The organism is Tolypothrix tenuis PCC 7101, assembly GCF_963874875.1.
GTDB lineage: Bacteria > Cyanobacteriota > Cyanobacteriia > Cyanobacteriales > Nostocaceae > Aulosira > Aulosira tenue.
On record NZ_CAWNJS010000001.1, the window covers coordinates 4,994,072 to 5,012,997 of the forward strand.

The following is an 18,926-nucleotide window of genomic DNA, read 5'->3' on the forward strand; positions in this document are numbered from 1 at the left end:
AACTACTTTGTTTTTACTAGTTGCCTAGAAAGCTCTGTCAAAGCAACAAATTTATCTGGATACTTCGACAATGCTTGCGTTCTCTGCTCTTGCTCAGAAGGATTATTTGCCACTACCGCTAATAAGTTAAATGCTGGATAATAACGACAAAAAGTAAATATTCCGTTATCATCCAGCAACCATTGCGAGTAAAATCCCTCCTTTTTTGGAAAAAAACTTTCGGTCGCATTGCGAGAAATAATTTCTTGGGGATATTTCAAAATCTTTGCAAAACTATCAACAGCAGTCGGTTGAATACGTCCAATCAAACGAGTGGTTAAGTTTTGAAAAATCTTGGAACCTGATGGAGATTTTGCGATCGTATCGGGGTCTTGAGCGGATAAAATTACTCTGATTCCAGCTTTTGCACCATTGGCACAAAGTCTGCCAACCAAGGCGGCGATCGCATCAAATTCAAATAAAATTGGGCTTTCATCAATGAAAAAGATGCTTGCCGGAGATGCTAAAGCTCTTCGTAATGCAGCACTGTAAGCACTCAAACTCAAAATTGCTGCATCTTCATCGTTCGATAAATTACGTAGTGCAAAGATGAGTAACCGCGCATCACTGCGGAAGGTAGATGGTTGTGCCAACGCTTGTCCTACACGACTAGAAAGCCAAAATCTTAACCTTAAGCGTATGGTTTCCAAACCTGCTTTGATATCCCCACTCAGAGAATCTAACCGTAATCGTTCGTGGGAGCAGAAACTCAAGAAATCATGCAATGTCGGCATTACAGACCATTCGTCCGAGCCAAAGCCGTTAGTGTATGCTGCCGCATAACGATCGCGTATTAATTCATCCTCAAAAAATGCTTTCAAAGCCAAAGCAATAATCGAACGGACAGTATCTGTCAGCACTTGTGAGGAGGCACCACCACGATTACCTGCAACCATTGCCAGTAATGCTGTTGCCAGAAAATCCTTGTAATCTTCAAACCTTTCTTGCTGCAATTTTGTAGGTAAAGAGCGTAAATTTGGTAACTCAAACAGATTACTCGACTCCTTACCAATATCGAAATATGCACCATCCTTACCCATAAATTGGGTGTAGTCAGTAAAAGTGCTAGTTCCATCTGGTTTCGGATAATCCATTGCTACTACAGGTATTCCGTGCGCTAAGGCTTGCGTAAGAATCCCGGATGCCAAAACACTTTTACCTGCACGGGTGGTAGCAAATAATCCCAAGTTTTTGTGTTGGTTGTACAAATCGAGAAATACTGGTGTTCCTCCTTCTTCTGCGATTAATTCAAAACCGCTACTATCCCCAGCTTTGGTTCGCACTAGTGGCATCAATCCTGGTACTTCGCCACTTAAGTAAACTAACCTGCGATTAAAAGGTGCAGTCATCAAGCGTTCCCAAATAATGGGCAAAGTTTGCAACCAGATTCGCCAGGGATATTCGGTTTCTCTGACAACCCAAGCTGGATTCAGAAAACAGGATTGTAAGTAACGACAAGCTTCGTCTAATTGTTCGCGGGTTTTGCGATATACCAAAAATACTGTCGCTACATGAATGGGAACAGCACCTTCATAAAGTTCTTCTTGAGCGGCAACAGATTTTTTGATGTTGAGTAGCGATTTTACATCCACCGAGTTTTTATCTTGTGCGATCGCCGCGACGGTATTTGCCTGTTTCGTCAGGCGCTGCATATTTGTTTTTACTAAGGTTTCATTTGCCCGCATCAACTGACAGTAAATTTCGGTGTCGTAAACCCTCTCCCTAGATAAAACCTCCCATAAATAGCGAAGCTGTCGTTCTTTATCCACCCAACCACCAGGTTTATTTACAAAAGTAAGAGCTGCTATGTATTTTTCTTGGAGATGCACCCATCGTCTATCTGCGATGGGGATGGAGGATTCGGACTCCATGAGAAAAGATGTGGGGGCGAGATCTGAATAAATTTCCTCTCGCAGTCCGTTTTCATCGAGAATTAAAAGTTGGGGAATTGGACGGGGTGGTGTATTGTTAAATCGCTGCCAAAGTTCTGACCAAAGTTTATCGGCATTCATTGGGTGGATATCTAGCCCCATTTTGTTGGATATTAATTGTTCCCATAGTTGGAATCCATCGGTAAAAGATGCATGTAATAATCGTTCGATGGCGATAAATTGTAGTTCGTTGATTTCTCCTGTAAATGATTTCCAAGAACGCTCTAATTTCGATAGAGCTTTTTCAAGTGCATCGCTTGTACCAGTGCTGTTGGTTTCAACTGTGTAGGTGCAATAAAGATGTAGTTTTTTCGGTTTGCGAACTCCTTGAATTGTTAATTTTTGTGTCCGGCATCGTTCTCCCATCAAGAGATATTGCAGTTCTTTGTTAGGAGCAATATCGCTCAAATTCTTAAGTTGTTGCTGTCGTGATTTGTCATTGGTAAACGAACTAAGATGGATGGTTAAACGTTCCGAGGATGGTAAATCTTTCAATCCCGATTCAATCGCATCGAAAACTGGATCAATTTGTTCGCTGCGTAGTGTGGAATGAATTCCGGCACATTCAAATCCAAATTGAATCAAAAAGTTATCAACACCTTTGCGTAGAAGATAAGCACCAATTGAACGCCCTTGAAGATTTATTTGCAACATTGTCACTAGTGAAAATGAATCTTCAAGAGGTGTTAATCTAAGTATGCGTTTACCAACTTTATTGCTCATTATTTTCTACCGTTTGATTTGGTTGAGTACTCCTTTAAATCCAATATTTTCTGATATCTCACACGCACTCGCGTCCAATGGGGAGTTGCAACAAATTTAGATAAAATATGCCAAGCGCCATTGGCTGTAAGTATCCACCAAGTTGCTATTCCCCAAGCTGCGGCTGCACAAGTCCAAACCCAATTCAGTCGAAATAGCCCATGTGCTAAGTAGTAAGAAAGTCCACAAATTATTGCCCAAGGGATTAATTGATCTGCGGGGAATATTCCGATGTTTGGTACTTTTCCCACTGTACTATTAACTTTACAGTATTTTGATTTGTCCTCCATCGTTTTATTTTGTGAGTAGTGAATGGTGAATAGGAGTAGGATAAAAAACAAGTTATTGCATTCAAAATAGTTCACTTTAATCTTCTCGCTTACAACTCCCTACTCCCTAAGTTTTAGTTCCAGTACCGCCTCCAATAATTAAATTTGCCAGAATATCACCCATTGTCACCGCAATCAAAATAATCATCGGTGTCCGGGCTAAATTTTGCCAATCTTCATCCTGACGAGCTGCTTGGACAACACGTATCAAAGAAATTCCCAAGTACAGTATGAATAATCCTCGTAGGACGTTAAATGATAAAGTAATTGCTTCTTGGGCACCTGTAAATTGACCTGTCATCCAAGTTTCTGCGTTTTGGAAAAATTGTGCCTGTGCGGTCGTTGAAAGAGCATCTAAAAGTAGGAATGCACCCAAAACTGTTAATGCAGAGGAAGTTATTCTGTATTGTCTAGAAAATTTGGCGATGGTATTGAATACACCGTCCAACTCGTGCCGAAAAAATATTGCGCTCGTTCCCAATGTCGAGATAGCCAATGTTGTAATTCCAATCAAACTTGGGTTAATGACTACATCTATTATTGTTGTGGTAGTTGCCGTCAGGATTAACCCAGATGAACGCACGTGATTTCTTTGACGTAAGTCACAATCTTTGGACGGTTTCGAGAGCATAGGAATTAAAAAAAATTCTATATCCATAATTAACTTTCGATTGATTGAATTTACATCAACCAATTGCTGGATATTTAACTCATATGTTTATTCGATTAAATAATTTATTTATTGAGTCAAAATATTAACTTTTAGTTTGTGTATAGATGCGTAAAAAATAGTTTTTGAGTATAGTTTTATCTTTAAAAAGTATATTATTACGCAATTATTTTGATGAAAATTTACTAGCGAATATCCGTAGTATACATAGACATATATTTTATTTGTCTATATTACTGTAATTCCAGTAACTTAAATATTAACAAATTGATTAATAGTAACCAATGAAATATGCATTGTCAAAAGGTTTTGGGCGTTCGTTTTACTTGGTTACTATGGTTACTATTTAAATAGTAAACAAATACAAAAAATACCAGATTATTTTTTGATGGCAAAATTTTAGTAAACGATAGAATCTCAAAATTGGGGATACGAACTGACTAGTAATACCGTTTCACTTTAAGGTTGATACAAATAAGCAGAAGAGGGGCAGAGGAAAAATTATTTGTATATATCATTTGGTGAAATGGTCTGAGCATTTGCGCCATCACATGAATTGCAATGAATTGCACTACTTGGACGCGCAAATTTCTTTCACGAACTCAACTACTTTCATCTAAAACTCTCGATCCAAAAAATGCTTAATTATTGTTTGATGACAGAGATTATGCCCTATCGTTAACTTTAAGACATTGATAGATCATGAAAGAATCGCGTCTACTTCATCAAGTATGCATCGAGTTCTGAATACTGAGAAAACAAGCCATCAATACTAGCTAGTTTCGCTTGATAAATAAGTGCTGTAGCGATAATCAAGCGATCAAATGGATCTTTGTGGACGGGAGATAAACTGACTGCTTTGTAGGCAATCTCAGCAGTTATCGGCAGCAATATAATTCCAGATGGCTCCAAAGCATCCTGAAACCATTGTTCGGCAGCGCAGGGTAGTTGTAGTCGTCCCCGTTGTTGTGCTAGAGCTACCTCATAACAAGATACTGGTGAAATACCTACCACAAAAGCAGTTTCAATAATTTCGCGCCAGTGGGTAGGAAATCGCTCAAACTCTTGAGTGATGAACCATACCCAAATATGAGTATCGAGGACGATTATTTGAGACATTCCCAATCCTGTTCCTCAACGATGGGACTAACCAAATCGCCCAACGTTTTACCTTTACCCGCGATCGCAGTAGGGGGAGTACGGCGTGATACTTGTGGTGTGGTATCTGAAAGAATCGTGACGATTACACGAGCTTTAGATATTTTAGGCTCATCTGTTAGCCACTTAACTTGACCATTTTCAATAATGGCTTCATAACTTTGAAGCATTGCTCACTCCGGATTTAAAAGCTAACTAGGAAGAATACAAAGCGTTTCTACATCTCCAAAATTAGCATGAAAAATCTTCAGTGGAGCAACTGTCAGTATTCCTAGTTTGAATAATAATAAGTATTTCCGCTCTGTGTTTATTTGTCAGATTCGATTAAAAATATTATTTTGTTGCTTGAATTTTGATTGAGTAACTTATAGTTGAGATAGTTAGATAATCCTTGTAGGATAAATATCCCAGCAGTTACTATTGGCATTTTTAACTAACTTGTAGCCTCATTGGAATTAGTAACCAAGTTTTGACTATTGTCATGATCAACTGAAAAATTTGTTTGACCAGCTAACTCAAAACTATTTATTCGCCCTTGAAGCAACTCAATAGGAATTTCCACGCAACTGCGAGTAGCCATCTGTGGTGATTTAGGTACGACAATCTCTCCATTGAGATCAGCCCTAACATTTAGTTGACAACGTTGATAAGCGATGGAAGAGTCTTTGTCGCAATGAAACTTCTGTTTGCTGTAAGTCTTTCCACCTGCTTTGTGGATTTGCTGTCGAATCATCTTTTGGCTGTATGGTAACTCTGATTTAAAGTAACGGGACATGACAGGCCAGACAGAGTGGATGTAAACTGCTAACGATTTATAATTATCGTTTTCTGGATTGCCATCTTCGGTAATTAAGCGACAATTCCACTCGCCGACTTCTGTTTGCGATCGCAATACCAAAAGTTTATCCACAAAGTCATCAAGCGAGGATTTCTTGGATTCATCCTCATTTGCTTCGCCACATAAATAACTCAAATAAGCCCAAACTTCATCTGCCCAAACCACACCAGATAGTTCAGCCAAGCGAAAAGCATAGTAACCAACCAATGCCAAACTTGATGCTAACCTAGCGTGTGCTGTGGGTAACTTGGAAATTAGCTGTGATTCCAAATCTTTAATTCCTTGTTGGTGATAACCAAGCTTGATTAAATTGGGTAAAGCAGATGAACACAGCCTCCTAATTGCTCTTAATTCTGGGAAGGCAGTGGGATTTGGGTTTCCTGAAAACTCCAACCGAATCAACCTTGACAGAATTATTGGATCATTGTCACCAATCGAATAATTGGAAGCCACTATCAAGGGACTATGGGGGTCTTGGTTATTTTCACGTACAGAACGCGACCCACCACCAAACTGGGTTTTAATTTGCTGACACACCCAGGAAATTTGAGTTTTATCGGGGTCATCGAGAAACTGGGTTAACCCACCCATGAGTTTAAATCGTTCGTGATAGGCACTTTCTGAGGCTTGATTAATTTTCGCTCGATGGTCGAAACCTAACAGCGAAAGTGCTGTCACAGCAGCGACTGTTTTTCCAGTTCCCGCATCTCCGTAAAGTCCTAAAACAGGAAAAAATCCTTCTGCTTCCTGAATTTCATCATAAAATAGTCCAGCCACAGAGAATGCCATTGTAAAAAATGCACTCATAAACCCAGATTCGCCAAAGAAGTTTCGCATTGCCGAAACTAAACGTGGTAAAACTTCTACTTCGTATTCTGTGTTGATTTTGGGGATAGGAATTTTTTCTTTAGCAATCAATGCGTTATTGAGAACCCAAAGAGATTGTTCCTCTGTCAGGAACATTCCATCTGCGCTAATTTGACAATCGGGAAATACCCAAGTGCCATCTGATTGCCGACCGAGACGTTCTGATAATTTATATCCTTTACCTCCTCGCTCTCGATAAGCTGCCAGTTCTTTGTGCAAATATTGGTGAAGTTCTTCTGGCTTTAACTTATTGACAAGATAAACCTTGCCAGTAGAACGCGACAGACAATTAATAAAATCTGTAACTCGATGCAGTGCTTCCGCAGGAACTACTACCCTATCTTGTTCATTTGCTGAATCATAACTGCGCTTTACCTGTAGAACTAATCCGCCAAAAGCATTGTTAGTTCCAATTAGTTCCCGCTCGACAATAAAACTAAAACCCGCTTTGGGAATCCATTGCCATTTGACATCGCCACCAGAGGCTTTAATTTTTTTCCAATATCCCAACTCTGCCCTATCTGGATGTTGCACTGGTGCTACCCAATCAGAAGTATTAAATTGTACAAAAATGTACAATAAATCATTGCGGATGTTATCAGCCCACAGCGAGATCCATTCATCAACTGAAATATAAGTGATCTGATGACGACCTCCTTGAATAATCAAGTCATCAATATCCTGTTGATCTTTGGTTAACTGTTCCCACCAACCAACTCGAATTTTACATCCCCACTTTTGTAACAACTTGACCGTTTCATAATAGCGGAGCATGATGTGCCGATTGGAAATCATACCCGCATCAACATACAAATCAATCACCAATTTTGATAAGGATATATTTCTAGTGTGTGCAATGTTTTCCAGGTAACGTCTCAATAAGTTTGGGCTACAGTCCCAAGTTGCTCCTGGCGCACCAATGATGATTTGTTGGAGATGACAAGCTACTGAGTGGGCTTTTAAAATTCCTTCAGCTAAACCAATAGAGGATAGTTGAATTGATAAAGGATGACAGAACGCTAATGGCATTTCCCCGTTATCTAACCTTGGGCCATTACCGTCCACAGGTGTGGACGACCCCCATTTATACTTACCACTACTTCGGTCATCTGGAAGTAGTTGGAACGCGATGATTTGTCTGATCTCGTTGTAAATTGGCAGGAATAATCCTGGTTGACCATATAAATACAATGAACCATTGCGTTCGACCACACCTGGTAAATTAGCACTGATGTGTTCGACTTGCTTGGTTTGCCAAGAGCGAAAGCCAATAAAATCAATAAACTCACTCAGTTTCCGGACTTCAGTTAAATGATTGCGGTGAGCATCTGTTAGTTGTAGTTGTGACAATATTGCCCGGTAGTGTTTGTCTCGTTCTTCTTCGCTCAGAACTTTCATCTGAGGTTGAGGTTGATTTTGGAGTTGATTGTTAGGCATTTGATGTTTGGATTTCACTACAATTCTGGAGCGATGGTAGTTGAAGTCATTAAATTCTCTAAACCTTGATGGATAAGCTTTTTGTAATGCTCTAGCCCAAGAGTTAGGCAGTCCTGTCAATTGAGCTATTTCTTTACTAGATGCTTTCTTTCCTCGATTTTGAAGCTCTGTTGCAGCTCTAAATAATTCATCTGCCACCAATGGTGTAATAAACTCTTGTCCCATCCCACTTGCTAGCTCTCGGATGTAGATGTAACCGGATGGAGCAGAGTCACCAAGAGAATGATAGCAATAAAGGCTACCATCGTCATTCAACTTACAACTTCCTGCGGTATTTCCACATACAGGACAAGGATTTTTTTTGCTGGAATACTTGCCTTTTTTGGGATTTCCTGGCATGAGTTTAGGCTCTTGAATACAGCAACTTTAGCTAGTCAAAGGAGAGAAATGACGTTTTTTGATTAAATTGGCTCAATTTGGGATTTATCGAACCGAATACAGGAGTCAGGAGTCAGAATGAGGGCATGAATTATATACAAGTGGCAGATGAATGCAAGGGTTTTATATCCCTCACTAATTGATTCTGATTCCTTTATTCTGACTTCTGTATTCTTCTTCAAAGCTATTTTTTAGACTTCTAAAGGGATTTTCGACGATTGGGCAGCTTGTAAAAGATGATGACAAGTCCAGTCCACCAAAGTCATTCCTGATGCTCTGGCTGCGTCCTCAAACATTATTTGTAAGTGTGATGGCAGTGTGAGAGTGAAATACGAGTTTTTCGGTAGAGATTGACAACTATCAGAGTCACTCCACCGATATCGCCATGCAAGACATTCCTCGCCTCTTGTTTGAGCATCCTTCTCTAGAAAACTCAACAAACCAAATTTATAGCAGTAGAAGGTGTGGTTATCCTTTACCTGTTCTTTACTGCAAAATTGACAATTCCAACAACTGCGTTCTTGATCATCTGTTTGTTTTGCACTCTGGGATGGATGTGCTTTTATCAGTTTAGTTGCTGCATCTACACTTTGCTCATTCAAGGCTTTTCGTAAATCTAAAGCTGATTTGTCATTGCCTTGTTGTCGGAGCTTATCTATTGCTGTAACTACCTTTTTCGCTTTGGAATAATTACGACCACTACCTAAACCTACAAGCTTTGCTACTTTATCGCGGGTTTGTCCTGGAGACGATGCAGGAAAATTTTCCACAAGCGTTATTTCTACTCTTCTGCCTAATTTTTGATTAGTAGTAGCGGCTGCCATTTGTTGTCGTTGTTTCGCTTTCGCTTTTTCGATTCGTTCCCAAGCAATGGCTTCACGCACTTTTTGTTCGTTCGTCTTTTTGCGGTCAGCATTTTCTAACAATAGTGCTTCCAATTCAGCTTCCTGATTAGGAAATTCTCTTACTTCCACTGGAATCTGATTCCAACCCAATAACAGTGCAGCTTTCCAATAAGGATGGCCGTTAACAATGGTATTTTCTATCGTGATCAGTAATGGTCTAGGGTACTGAGAGTTTTGAATTAATCTCATCACATCAGAAACATCTTCTAATTCTCCGTAAATCGACAAATACAATGGATGGGGTTTCACAGAGTTGGGGTCAACTAATTGAAATAGTGAATTGGGTTGGGAAGTAACACTCATAGAAACCCTAATTTTGTAAAGAATTGCCAAAAATCCTGATGCCAGTTACTGTTCGCGTCATCAGAACTGCCATCTGTAGTACAGTAAAATCGAGATAGTTCTCTCGCCCAATAGGTATGGTTTATCAATCCGGAAAAATCTCGATTGACTGATTATTTAGTCACATATGTCTAATGAATTGGACGCTTATTCTTAGTAATTTACCGCATTAGGTACAGTCTGATTAGCTTTGACACTAAAATCACACCGAAAACGTATAAAATCTTAATATGGCAAACAAGACAGAAAGATTAGCACAATTCATTAAAGGGCTAAGAGGTACGACATCACAACGTCGTTTCTCTCAACAGTTGGGTGTGAGTAAGTCTTGTGTGAATTTCTGGGAATCTGGTTTGGCTTTCCCTGATACTGGAAATCTTGAAAAGCTGGCAGCATTAAAAGGATGGACGCTGGCGGAACTGCAAACCTACCTGGTAAAAGGTGAGTTGCCGTCTGATGATACATTACAGCAGATTATTACTAAATTGCGATCGCTCCCCACAGAGGCTGTTGCTCAGGTAGCATCTGCGGCAGTAGAAACATTAGCCAGCAGAAGCCAGTCAGTGCAGGCAATGATTAAGTAAATTTGACTTGGGTGAACATTACTGATGTCCGCTGTCATATGTTTATTTTCAGAAAGTCTTTGTGGCAATATAATCAGTCGCTTTCTAACGACACTTTAGTCACCATACAACAGTTTCTAGCGATGGCGAGTTTTAAACCATCGTTATCTTGATGGGTAAGTATGCTTAACTGCAAAGTAGTGAATCTGGTTGTCTGAAAACTGTTCTTAAGTGGTACTAGTAGACATTTGTTACGGTTGAATAATTGACGTTGCAAGGAGATTCCTTGGTCAGCGATCAAAATACGTACTGCCAGGGCACGGGTTTTTCTGCTCTTCATCATGATTTGATTTTGTGAGTGTTCAGTAATTTTTGCCCAGTGCGGTAGTCGTGCTTAAATACACGAATGCTTCCCTGTATAAGAAATAATTGAACGATTTTCTTTGTTGCGTTTGATACTTATTACAAGATTTTGCCTAGATTAAATTTTATCTAAATCTATCTAAAGGAATAAATTCAGTTCAATAATTTTTTGCTCTATCTTGAGATAGATGCACGAATCAGATTTTTTATTTTTTTAGCTAATACATTTTATACAAATAAGTATTAGCCTATTTTCAATATAACTACACAAACTATCAGCCCATGATTGGGCCAAATAATATTTGGTAGCTTTATGCAAAAAATAGGCTAAAAACTACACAAATAGTTCTTACCAAGGCAATTCACTTGTATTTTTTTATTTTACCCAGTGGTAATATTGCCTATAAAGTTAATTAAAAAATTAAATTTTTAAACCTATTAAGTAAAACAGTACTGTAGTAAATATAACAATCATATTTTAATTTTAGAAGATGAAATTTATTGAATATTCAGCATTTTTTTATTTCTCAGCTTCCTGAACCAACCAAGGGGAGGATGTCTATTGATTAGCAACTACTGATGCTATATTCTCTCAAAAATTCAGTGTTCGGTAATTACTGTAATTGTAAATTACAAAAATTTTTGGAGCACGTACAAAAAATATAGGCTGTATAGCCTGTTTTTACAGCATAAAATTATTATTTTGGCTAAGTATTACGATATTACTAATGCGAAAAATATTATACTGCTTGATATAAATTAATTTTTATTTTTTCAACAAAAAATTGTCAAACAAGAAAGAAATATGTATCAATAGTTCGATGTATAGGGTTGATTTCCTAGCATTAATGTTTGTCTTGAATCCTATTTGTGTTTTAGAATAAACTCAAAACAATACATTCTTAAATTAGTTGTATTGCCCTGCTTTCCTAGGAATTTTCTGCCTTATAGGAAATGTAGTTAGGATATTTATTGGTAGTGAGGAATTTATCAAAGAATAACTATTTATGGCTTTAAATGAGATGAAAAATAGCTTTACAATAAATAGTATTAAATAACTTATCGTTTCTATTTATTAAAGTTTTTCTGACAAATTTTTGTATTTATGAGCAATAAGATATTTACTAAATTGACAATTTAAACAATTTATTTATAAATTATTGAGTCTAATTCTAGATAGCTCAGGGTTTTATTTAAATAAAGAAATTGATTATAAAATAATATATATTAGTTAAATTATTTATCTTATCAAAAATATTTCTTCTTGAGAAGAACATTCTTCCTAGTGAATAGCAGAAACAAGAAAAATAGACTTGAAGTTTAAAGGAGTTTTTTCTAATGAAGAATTTACCAACTAACATCAAATCTCAACACTATCAATTTGTCAGTAAGCATGTAGCAACAGAACTAACTGGCTTATCAGAATGTACTTTAAAAAGATACAGACTCCAAGGCAAATTACAACAGGATATTCATTGGGTTACCATAAATTCAAGAGTAGTTAGGTACAACATTACACTTGTGTTAGACTGGCTACAAAATCATGCTAGTAATCCTCAAGCACATTTGAGAGCAATAGAAAACTATCTAGCATCGCTTCCGTCTAATCAGAAAAAAACAAGACGGAAAACATCTTAATCTGTTAATTAATATTAAAACTCTGGGACAATCAGCTCTCGCATACTACCTGCATAGTGTTTGTAGATTATTTCTGGACTATTACCCACTAAGCGAGCCACATCTTTAGCATCTAATCCAGCTTCGAGAGCGCGAGTAATAAAAGTATGGCGGGTTTGATAAATTTTACGATACTCAATTGCTAAACCTTTGAGTACTATTTTCCAGATGCGACTTCTAAAATTATTCAGGTCAATATGTTTACCTTCAGGAGAAGGGAAAACTAATAATTTTGGTGTTGCCTCAACTGGTTTTATTGATTGGAGTAAAGTTTGGAGCGAATTATTACAAGGAAATTTTCTGCGTTCTTGAGTCTTTAATCCTTGTCTAACTTGCTTTCCAGAATCAGTTCCAATAATTGCTTGCTCAAAAGTAATCTGCTTAAAGTCTAGGGAAATATGCTTCCATTGAAGAGCGATCGCCTCTGAAGGTCTACAGCCTGTTGCAAACAGGAACTTCATCAGAGGAGCATAATGGCTGTGTCTAAATCCTGACTTCCTTGGACAGAAGCGATCGCTTTCAAGCGCATGGATAATCATATCTCTTTCTTCTGTGGAGAAGGGATTAATGTCATTCATTCCGCCACTGTTGGATGACTTAGGTGGTTTAATTTTTGCAGCCATACCCTTAAATGGATTCTCAGAAATTATTCCTGATTCGATTGCCCAATCGCAGCAAGCACAAAGACGCGCTAGGAAACGTTTTCCAGAATATAGAGGAATTGAGTTGACGATGTAGTCCCTAATTTGTGCTGCTTTGTCTAAGTCATGAGTTGGTAGTTTTTTTATGTAGTTAGAGAAAACAGCATAGATATATTTCATGGTATTTGGGGAACACTGGGGACGCTTATATTCAACAAACTGTTCCCAAAGCTCTGCAATTGTTGGCGTTGACGTAGCCTGAGGTGTAATTGCGGGTTTAACCGCCTTGACAGCAGCAGGTGGTTTATATTTAGCCAGAGTAGCGTCAAAATTACCTGAAAGCATATCTAGCTCTATTTGTCTTGCTTTGGCTTCAGCTACCTTGCGATTAACAATAGTATCTGGTAATCCAATGCTTAGGGTGTATCTCTTCCCAGCATACCTAAATCGTAATTGCAACCGACAGTGGGAAGCCACTACGCTAACTTGTCCTTTTATACCTTTCATGCTGTTCTTCTACAAAAAATTACGCCCAATCTTACGCCTGTCTGGATTGACCCCAAATTTTTACGCCCAATTTACGCCCAGAACGCACCCAAAAAGACCTTTAATGACCCAATAAAAGCACCTGATAAAGGGTATAATGGGGATTATCAAGGAAAATGAGCAAGATAGAAAAACCTTGAAAGGCTTACGCTGTAAGGATTTGAATCAAAAGCGGGTGATGGGACTCGAACCCACGACGTTCACCTTGGGAAGGTGACATTCTACCACTGAATTACACCCGCAAATAGCAGCTAGTTATTAAGCTATAACTAGTTGCTATTATACCACAATCTGCCAAGGCTGAATTTAAGAAGCGGATTTTTCGCGCTCTGATGGCAGGCTGATGACTTCATGTTCGCTGGATGCTGGGCGGGGTGGTTTTTTGCCGAAACCGTAGCGCAAGGTATTCATGATCCAGTGTTGGAAGTTATCAATATAGCTAAATATTACGGGTACTACCACCAATGTCAGCAGTGTGGAAGTTGTGAAGCCACCCATGATGGCGATTCCCATCGGTTGGCGGACTTCGGAACCGACACCAATTCCCAATGCTAAGGGTAGAGTACCAGCGATTGTTGCTAGTGAGGTCATCATGATGGGGCGTAAGCGTGACACGCCAGCTTCAATTAGTGCTTGACGTTGGCTTTTGCCCTCTTGCATATTGATGATTGTGTAATCTACTAACAGAATTGAGTTTTTGGTGACAATTCCCAACAGCAGTACAATCCCAATTAAGGCGTAGAGTCCCAAGGGTTTTTGCATCACCATTAACGCTACTAGTGCGCCGCCTAAGCAAAAGGGTAAGGCTGCCATAATCGATAGCGGATGCAGGAAGTTGTTATATAGCAACACGAGAATTGCATAGATGCAGAGAATTGCTAATCCTAAGGCGCTACCAAAACCTCTAAAGATGTCTTGCATAATTTTTGCACCGCCGGAGGGTTGCTGCATAACTCCTGGGGGCAGGTTTTGCATAATCGGCAGTTTATTGACTGCTTGGACTGCTTCTCCAAGGGCAATACCTTGCAAGTTGGCTTCGACTGCAACTTGACGGGCGCGATCGTAGCGGTTGATGGTTGCAGGGCCACTTCCAAAGCGGATATCTGCAACGGCGAGGAGGGGAACTAAGCTACCGTTTTGGCTGGGAACTTGGAGATTTTTGATATTGTTGATGTCTGCGCGGGCTTTGGGATCGATTTGTACACGAATGGGGATTTGCCGATCGCTTAAATTATATTTGGCTAAGTTGGCATCGTTATCACCAATGGTAGCTAAGGAGGCGGTACGAGCGATCGCTTGCACTGTCACACCTAAATCGGCGGCGCGTTGGGGATCTGGTATGACGAGAATTTCTGGTTTTACCAAACTGGCGCTAGAAGAGACTTCTACTAATCCAGGTATGGTTCGCATCTGCTTTTCTAGGTCTGATGCAGCTTGACTTAAGGCTTCAGGATTTTCGCTTCTGAGAACTATCGATAAACCTTTACGGCTATCACCTGGTACTTGGCTTTGGAAACTGATTCTTGCTCCTGGTATTTGTTGGAATAGGGGGCGGATTTCTTCCTCAAACTGTTTTTGCGATATCTTGCGTTCTTCTTTGGGTTTGAGATTGACAGCGAGGGTAGCTGTACTCAAATCTTCTGTAGCTACTACCTGAGCAACATGAGGGTTTTTCAGGAGAATGTTAGTTGTTTGTGTAACTACCTGATTCATATCTGCCAAGGTGGAACCAGGGGGAATTTCTATAGAAATACTAGAAAGTCCGTAGTCGCCATCATCAACGAAACCTTTGGGAATCATGGGCACTAGCATCAGACTAGCTATGAAGAAAGCGATCGCGATCGCTATTGTTGTTAATTTATGGCGCAGTGCTAATTGCAACAGCGATTTATAAGGCTGAAATTTCCGAGGCTTGAGAGTGGTAAGTTTTGTAGTTTTTTTGTTGGTTGTTGGTAGTTTAAATTTAAAATTTAATAATCGGATAAATCGTGGCTGATTCTGATCCTGTATTCCTTGACTGTGGGTATGAGCTTTATCCTTGAGTAAATAAGCTCCCATCATGGGGGTAACCATCCGGGCAACTAAGGTTGAAAAAATTGTGGAAATGGCAACCGTAAATCCAAAGGGTTGGAAAAATTGCCCAGGAATTCCACCCATAAAAGCTACGGGCAGAAATACGGCAATAATCGTAGCCGAAGAAGCCATTACAGCTAATCCCACTTCATCAGAGGAATCGTAAGCGGCTTGTAAAGGCGATTTCCCCATTGCCATGTGCCGTTCCATGTTTTCAATTTCCACGACGGCATCATCGACTAGGTTACCGACTGCTAGGGCTAAGGCTAGCAATGTCATGTTGTTGAGGGTGTAACCTAATGCTTGCTGTACGGCAAAGGTGGGAATCATTGATAAAGGCAGGGCGACGGCGGTAATTAATGTTGCTCGCCAGTCCCGTAAAAATAGCATAATGACGATCACCGCCAATATGGAAGCCTGAATCAATTCATCGATGGTGCTTTCATAGGATTGGCGAACTACATCAGCCCTGGTAAATACTAAATCCAGCTTCACATCTGGAGGGAGGGTTTTTTCTAGTTCCTTAACTGCGGCTTTGACTCCCGATTCCACTGTTACCATGACGCTACCAGTGCTGCGGAGAACCTGAAAGGCTACCACAGGTTTGTTATTCAAGCTTGCGGTTTGTCGGATGTCACCAAACTGATCCTTGATGGTTCCTAAACTGGAAAGAGGTACGGAACCGCCTCCGGGGAGGATGATTTCGTAGGTTTTCAACACATCCACACTGGCGGCGCTACCTAATGTGCGGATACTTTGTTCGCTACCACCTAATTCTGCACGTCCACCAGGTAAGTTAATGTTCAAGGCGCGGATTTGGTCGTTTACCTGGGTAGCGGTGATACCTAAAGACTGCAAGCGATTGGGGTCGAGGTTAACTCTGATTTCTCGGTCAACTCCACCGACACGTTTAATTTGGGCGACACCTTTGACTGCTAACAAGGCGCGGCTAATAGTTTGGTCTGTGAGGTTGCTTAACTCTTCCACAGAACGGCGATCAGATTTGACAACATAGGTCATGATCGGCCCGCCAGCGAAGTCTAGACGTTGGACAATCGGATCGTTGATGTCTTGGGGTAAACTTTGGCGAATTTGCGCGATCGCATTTCGCACGTCATTAGTAGCGCGATCGCTGTTTGTTCCTAATAAAAAATTGATTGTGGTTGTAGAATTACCATCACTGACCTTCGATATCATGTTGTCGATATTGCCCAACCCTGCGACAGCATCTTCAATTTTCTTAGTCACTTGCGATTCCAGTTCCGCCGGGCCTGCGCCTGGTTGGGCGACTGTCACCGTCACAGAGGGAATATCAACGTTAGGGTTAGTGTCTATTCCTAAGGAAATGAACGAAAACCAACCAACTATCGTCAAAATCAAGAATAAAACTATCGTGGGAACAGGTTTTTTAATCGACCAAGCAGAGATATTGAAGGACATAAATTAATTCAAAATTCAAAATTCAAAATTAGGGAACTTTCAGACTTCATCCTTCCGGGGATATCAGTACTTTGTCGCCATCTTTGAGATAACCTGCACCTTTCACAACCACGCGATCGCCTAATTTCAATCCGCTTTTGATTTCCACTCTGTTACCGTTTAGAGGTTCTCCTAGTTCTACTTTCTGGGCGCGGACAATGTCTTCACCCGATAGCATGAATACAATTACACTGCCATCAGGTTGGGTTTGTACGGCTTTTTGCGGTACTGTCATGCCTAAAGTTGATGAGGTGGTAATGGCGGCGCGGGCAAACATTCCAGGTTTGAGCAATTTTGTTGGTGGTAGGTCAATTTTGACTGTGGCTTCTCGTCTTTGGTCGTTTACCATCGGTTCTATCTCTCTGACTCGTCCTTGCAGTTCTACAAGGCGATCCAAATCGGAAGTTACTTCTACTGTTGCACCCACTTTCACGAGGGAGAGTTGAATTTCAGGAACTTTTGCTTGCAATTGTAATTTGCCATCCCGAATAATCGAGAACAGCTTTTGCGTCCCACCAATCACATTACCTACTTGAGTTTGCGGTGGTACCCCTGTCATATCCCCTACTCTTGCCAGTTTTTCGGCAATAATTCCCGATACAGGTGCGACAACTAGGGTTTGTGCTAATTGGGCTTGCAGTTGCCCTATTTTCGCAGCACTATTACGAACATCGGCTTTGGCTTTGTTGACATTGGCTTGGGCAATGGTGATATTTGCTTGACTACCACCAACGTTTGCTTGGGTACTACGAACATTTTCTTCGGCAACGCGCACAGTTTCTCTGGCAGTTTTGACTGTATAGGAACGAGTATCCAGTTCTTGTTGACTAATAGCACCAGAAGCCGCCAGTTGTTGATATCGCTGATAGTTCTTTTCGGCTTCCTCTAAGCGCGCTTGGGCTTGGGCTAAATCGGCTTGTCTTTGCTTAACAATCGCCACATTGGATGACACACTGGCTTGTTTAGATGTGACATCGGCTTGTTTCGATGCCATATCTGCTTGCTTCGATTCCATGTCTGCTTTAGCTTGGGTAATTTGAGTTTGCAGTACGGAATCATCTAAAACTGCCAAAACATCCCCTTTGTTGACGAAAGCGCCTTCTTGGATATTGTCAGGAATTTTTTTAATTTGCAGTCCGTTGGTTTGGGGAAGTACAGGAATCAAATCGGAGGCGGCGACAGTACCCGTGGTATTGAGAGTCCGTGCTACACTTGCAGTTTCTACAGTTGCAACGGTAACTGTCATTGATGGTTTCAACTTTGCTGGTGGTTTGGCGATCGCATTTTGTTGACCAGTAGGACGATGGTTTAAGATACCCATACTGCCAAAAGCGATCGCTAATCCCAAACCAGTCCCCAGTAAAAGTGGCATCAACCATAGGCGAGTTTGCCGATCCTGTAGTTTTTGTCCTAAATCAGCATCTTCAGCCCTCAAAGAGTCTTCCATTTCGACTTTTGATGAACTTTCATCACCCACAGTCATACCTCTAGCTCCTGTAATATGAATAATTACTGGTATTTTTTAATAAAAGTTTAAATTTATTAACTTGTATGAAATATAGCTCATTTTTTGAGGCTCTGACTATCACGATTCCCACTATAGAAACATGATACAGGTTGTACTTTTATTACAATAGAAGAATATTTGCAATATATTTAGTTAATCAAAATATTGTCAATGAGTATTTGCACTGAATTACTGTCATATTTTTAGTATTAAAATGATATTGACCAGCATTTATAATGCAAGGAAGTGAATACAGGTGCAAAGAATCCAAATTTTTCAGAAGTTTCAGTCTGGCAAACAGACTGAGTAATTTTTAACTACTATTACTTTTTCTGGGTATAGAAGATGAATATGGCTCAAA

Annotated in this window: 12 protein-coding genes and 1 tRNA gene; 1 reads left to right on the forward strand and 12 read right to left on the reverse strand. The window is 40.0% G+C overall.

Going from position 1 to position 18,926, the window contains the following annotated elements:
• Positions 1-2: 2 nt before the first annotated feature.
• From AACU25_RS19850 to AACU25_RS19880, 7 genes are all read right to left on the reverse strand, one after another.
• A complete protein-coding gene (locus AACU25_RS19850) occupies positions 3-2,693 on the reverse strand; it encodes a hypothetical protein (protein ID WP_096578544.1) in 2,691 nt (896 codons plus the stop codon).
• The gene (locus tag AACU25_RS19855; protein WP_096578546.1) at positions 2,693-3,022 is read right to left on the reverse strand and encodes a hypothetical protein; all 330 of its coding nucleotides are present in this window, start codon (positions 3,020-3,022) and stop codon (positions 2,693-2,695) included. The genes AACU25_RS19850 and AACU25_RS19855 overlap by 1 nt, the downstream gene beginning before the upstream one ends.
• A 106-nt stretch (positions 3,023-3,128) precedes the next feature.
• Positions 3,129-3,719, reverse strand: a complete 591-nt coding sequence (locus AACU25_RS19860) for a hypothetical protein (protein ID WP_321206657.1) — start codon at positions 3,717-3,719, stop codon at positions 3,129-3,131.
• 729 nt (positions 3,720-4,448) lie between these two features.
• A complete protein-coding gene (locus AACU25_RS19865) occupies positions 4,449-4,850 on the reverse strand; it encodes a type II toxin-antitoxin system VapC family toxin (RefSeq protein ID WP_096578550.1) in 402 nt (133 codons plus the stop codon).
• The gene (locus AACU25_RS19870) at positions 4,838-5,059 is read right to left on the reverse strand and encodes a hypothetical protein (RefSeq protein ID WP_086833123.1); all 222 of its coding nucleotides are present in this window, start codon (positions 5,057-5,059) and stop codon (positions 4,838-4,840) included. Before AACU25_RS19870 ends, AACU25_RS19865 begins: the two co-directional genes overlap by 13 nt.
• Before the next feature lie 263 nt (positions 5,060-5,322).
• Positions 5,323-8,430 carry a hypothetical protein gene (locus tag AACU25_RS19875; RefSeq protein WP_190445718.1) on the reverse strand — a complete coding sequence of 1,036 codons (3,108 nt, stop codon included), beginning with the start codon at positions 8,428-8,430 and terminating at the stop codon, positions 5,323-5,325.
• Between the two features lie 230 nt (positions 8,431-8,660).
• On the reverse strand, positions 8,661-9,677 hold the full coding sequence (locus tag AACU25_RS19880; RefSeq protein ID WP_096578556.1) for a hypothetical protein: 1,017 nt from the start codon (positions 9,675-9,677) through the stop codon (positions 8,661-8,663).
• Between the two features lie 269 nt (positions 9,678-9,946).
• Here AACU25_RS19880 and AACU25_RS19885 point away from each other — a divergent pair, with 269 nt between their 5' ends.
• Positions 9,947-10,300 (forward strand): helix-turn-helix domain-containing protein, encoded by a 354-nt coding sequence (locus AACU25_RS19885; RefSeq protein WP_096578558.1) that lies wholly within the window; start codon positions 9,947-9,949, stop codon positions 10,298-10,300.
• Positions 10,301-10,373: 73 nt separating this feature from the next.
• Here the strand turns inward: AACU25_RS19885 and AACU25_RS19890 are convergent, their stop codons facing one another.
• From AACU25_RS19890 to AACU25_RS19910, 5 genes are all read right to left on the reverse strand, one after another.
• Positions 10,374-10,622 (reverse strand): hypothetical protein, encoded by a 249-nt coding sequence (locus AACU25_RS19890; RefSeq protein ID WP_096578560.1) that lies wholly within the window; start codon positions 10,620-10,622, stop codon positions 10,374-10,376.
• Positions 10,623-12,294: 1,672 nt separating this feature from the next.
• Entirely contained in the window at positions 12,295-13,467 is a 1,173-nt protein-coding gene (locus tag AACU25_RS19895) for a site-specific integrase (protein ID WP_096578564.1), read from the reverse strand.
• A 209-nt stretch (positions 13,468-13,676) separates the two neighbouring features.
• Positions 13,677-13,748: transfer RNA gene (locus tag AACU25_RS19900), tRNA-Gly, on the reverse strand.
• A 64-nt stretch (positions 13,749-13,812) separates the two neighbouring features.
• The gene (locus AACU25_RS19905) at positions 13,813-17,019 is read right to left on the reverse strand and encodes an efflux RND transporter permease subunit (protein ID WP_096578566.1); all 3,207 of its coding nucleotides are present in this window, start codon (positions 17,017-17,019) and stop codon (positions 13,813-13,815) included.
• Between the two features lie 46 nt (positions 17,020-17,065).
• A complete protein-coding gene (locus tag AACU25_RS19910; protein WP_199347253.1) occupies positions 17,066-18,541 on the reverse strand; it encodes an efflux RND transporter periplasmic adaptor subunit in 1,476 nt (491 codons plus the stop codon).
• Between the last annotated feature and the right edge of the window lie 385 nt (positions 18,542-18,926).

Coding starts and splice junctions, on each gene's coding strand:
- AACU25_RS19885 (WP_096578558.1), top strand. CDS start 9,947: ATGGCAAACAAGACAGAAAGATTAGCACAATTCATTAAAGGGCTAAGA.
- AACU25_RS19860 (WP_321206657.1), bottom strand. CDS start 3,719: ATGGATATAGAATTTTTTTTAATTCCTATGCTCTCGAAACCGTCCAAA.
- AACU25_RS19875 (WP_190445718.1), bottom strand. CDS start 8,430: ATGCCAGGAAATCCCAAAAAAGGCAAGTATTCCAGCAAAAAAAATCCT.
- AACU25_RS19895 (WP_096578564.1), bottom strand. CDS start 13,467: ATGAAAGGTATAAAAGGACAAGTTAGCGTAGTGGCTTCCCACTGTCGG.
- AACU25_RS19850 (WP_096578544.1), bottom strand. CDS start 2,693: ATGAGCAATAAAGTTGGTAAACGCATACTTAGATTAACACCTCTTGAA.
- AACU25_RS19905 (WP_096578566.1), bottom strand. CDS start 17,019: ATGTCCTTCAATATCTCTGCTTGGTCGATTAAAAAACCTGTTCCCACG.
- AACU25_RS19910 (WP_199347253.1), bottom strand. CDS start 18,541: ATGACTGTGGGTGATGAAAGTTCATCAAAAGTCGAAATGGAAGACTCT.
- AACU25_RS19880 (WP_096578556.1), bottom strand. CDS start 9,677: ATGAGTGTTACTTCCCAACCCAATTCACTATTTCAATTAGTTGACCCC.
- AACU25_RS19890 (WP_096578560.1), bottom strand. CDS start 10,622: ATGATGAAGAGCAGAAAAACCCGTGCCCTGGCAGTACGTATTTTGATC.
- AACU25_RS19870 (WP_086833123.1), bottom strand. CDS start 5,059: ATGCTTCAAAGTTATGAAGCCATTATTGAAAATGGTCAAGTTAAGTGG.
- AACU25_RS19855 (WP_096578546.1), bottom strand. CDS start 3,022: ATGGAGGACAAATCAAAATACTGTAAAGTTAATAGTACAGTGGGAAAA.
- AACU25_RS19865 (WP_096578550.1), bottom strand. CDS start 4,850: ATGTCTCAAATAATCGTCCTCGATACTCATATTTGGGTATGGTTCATC.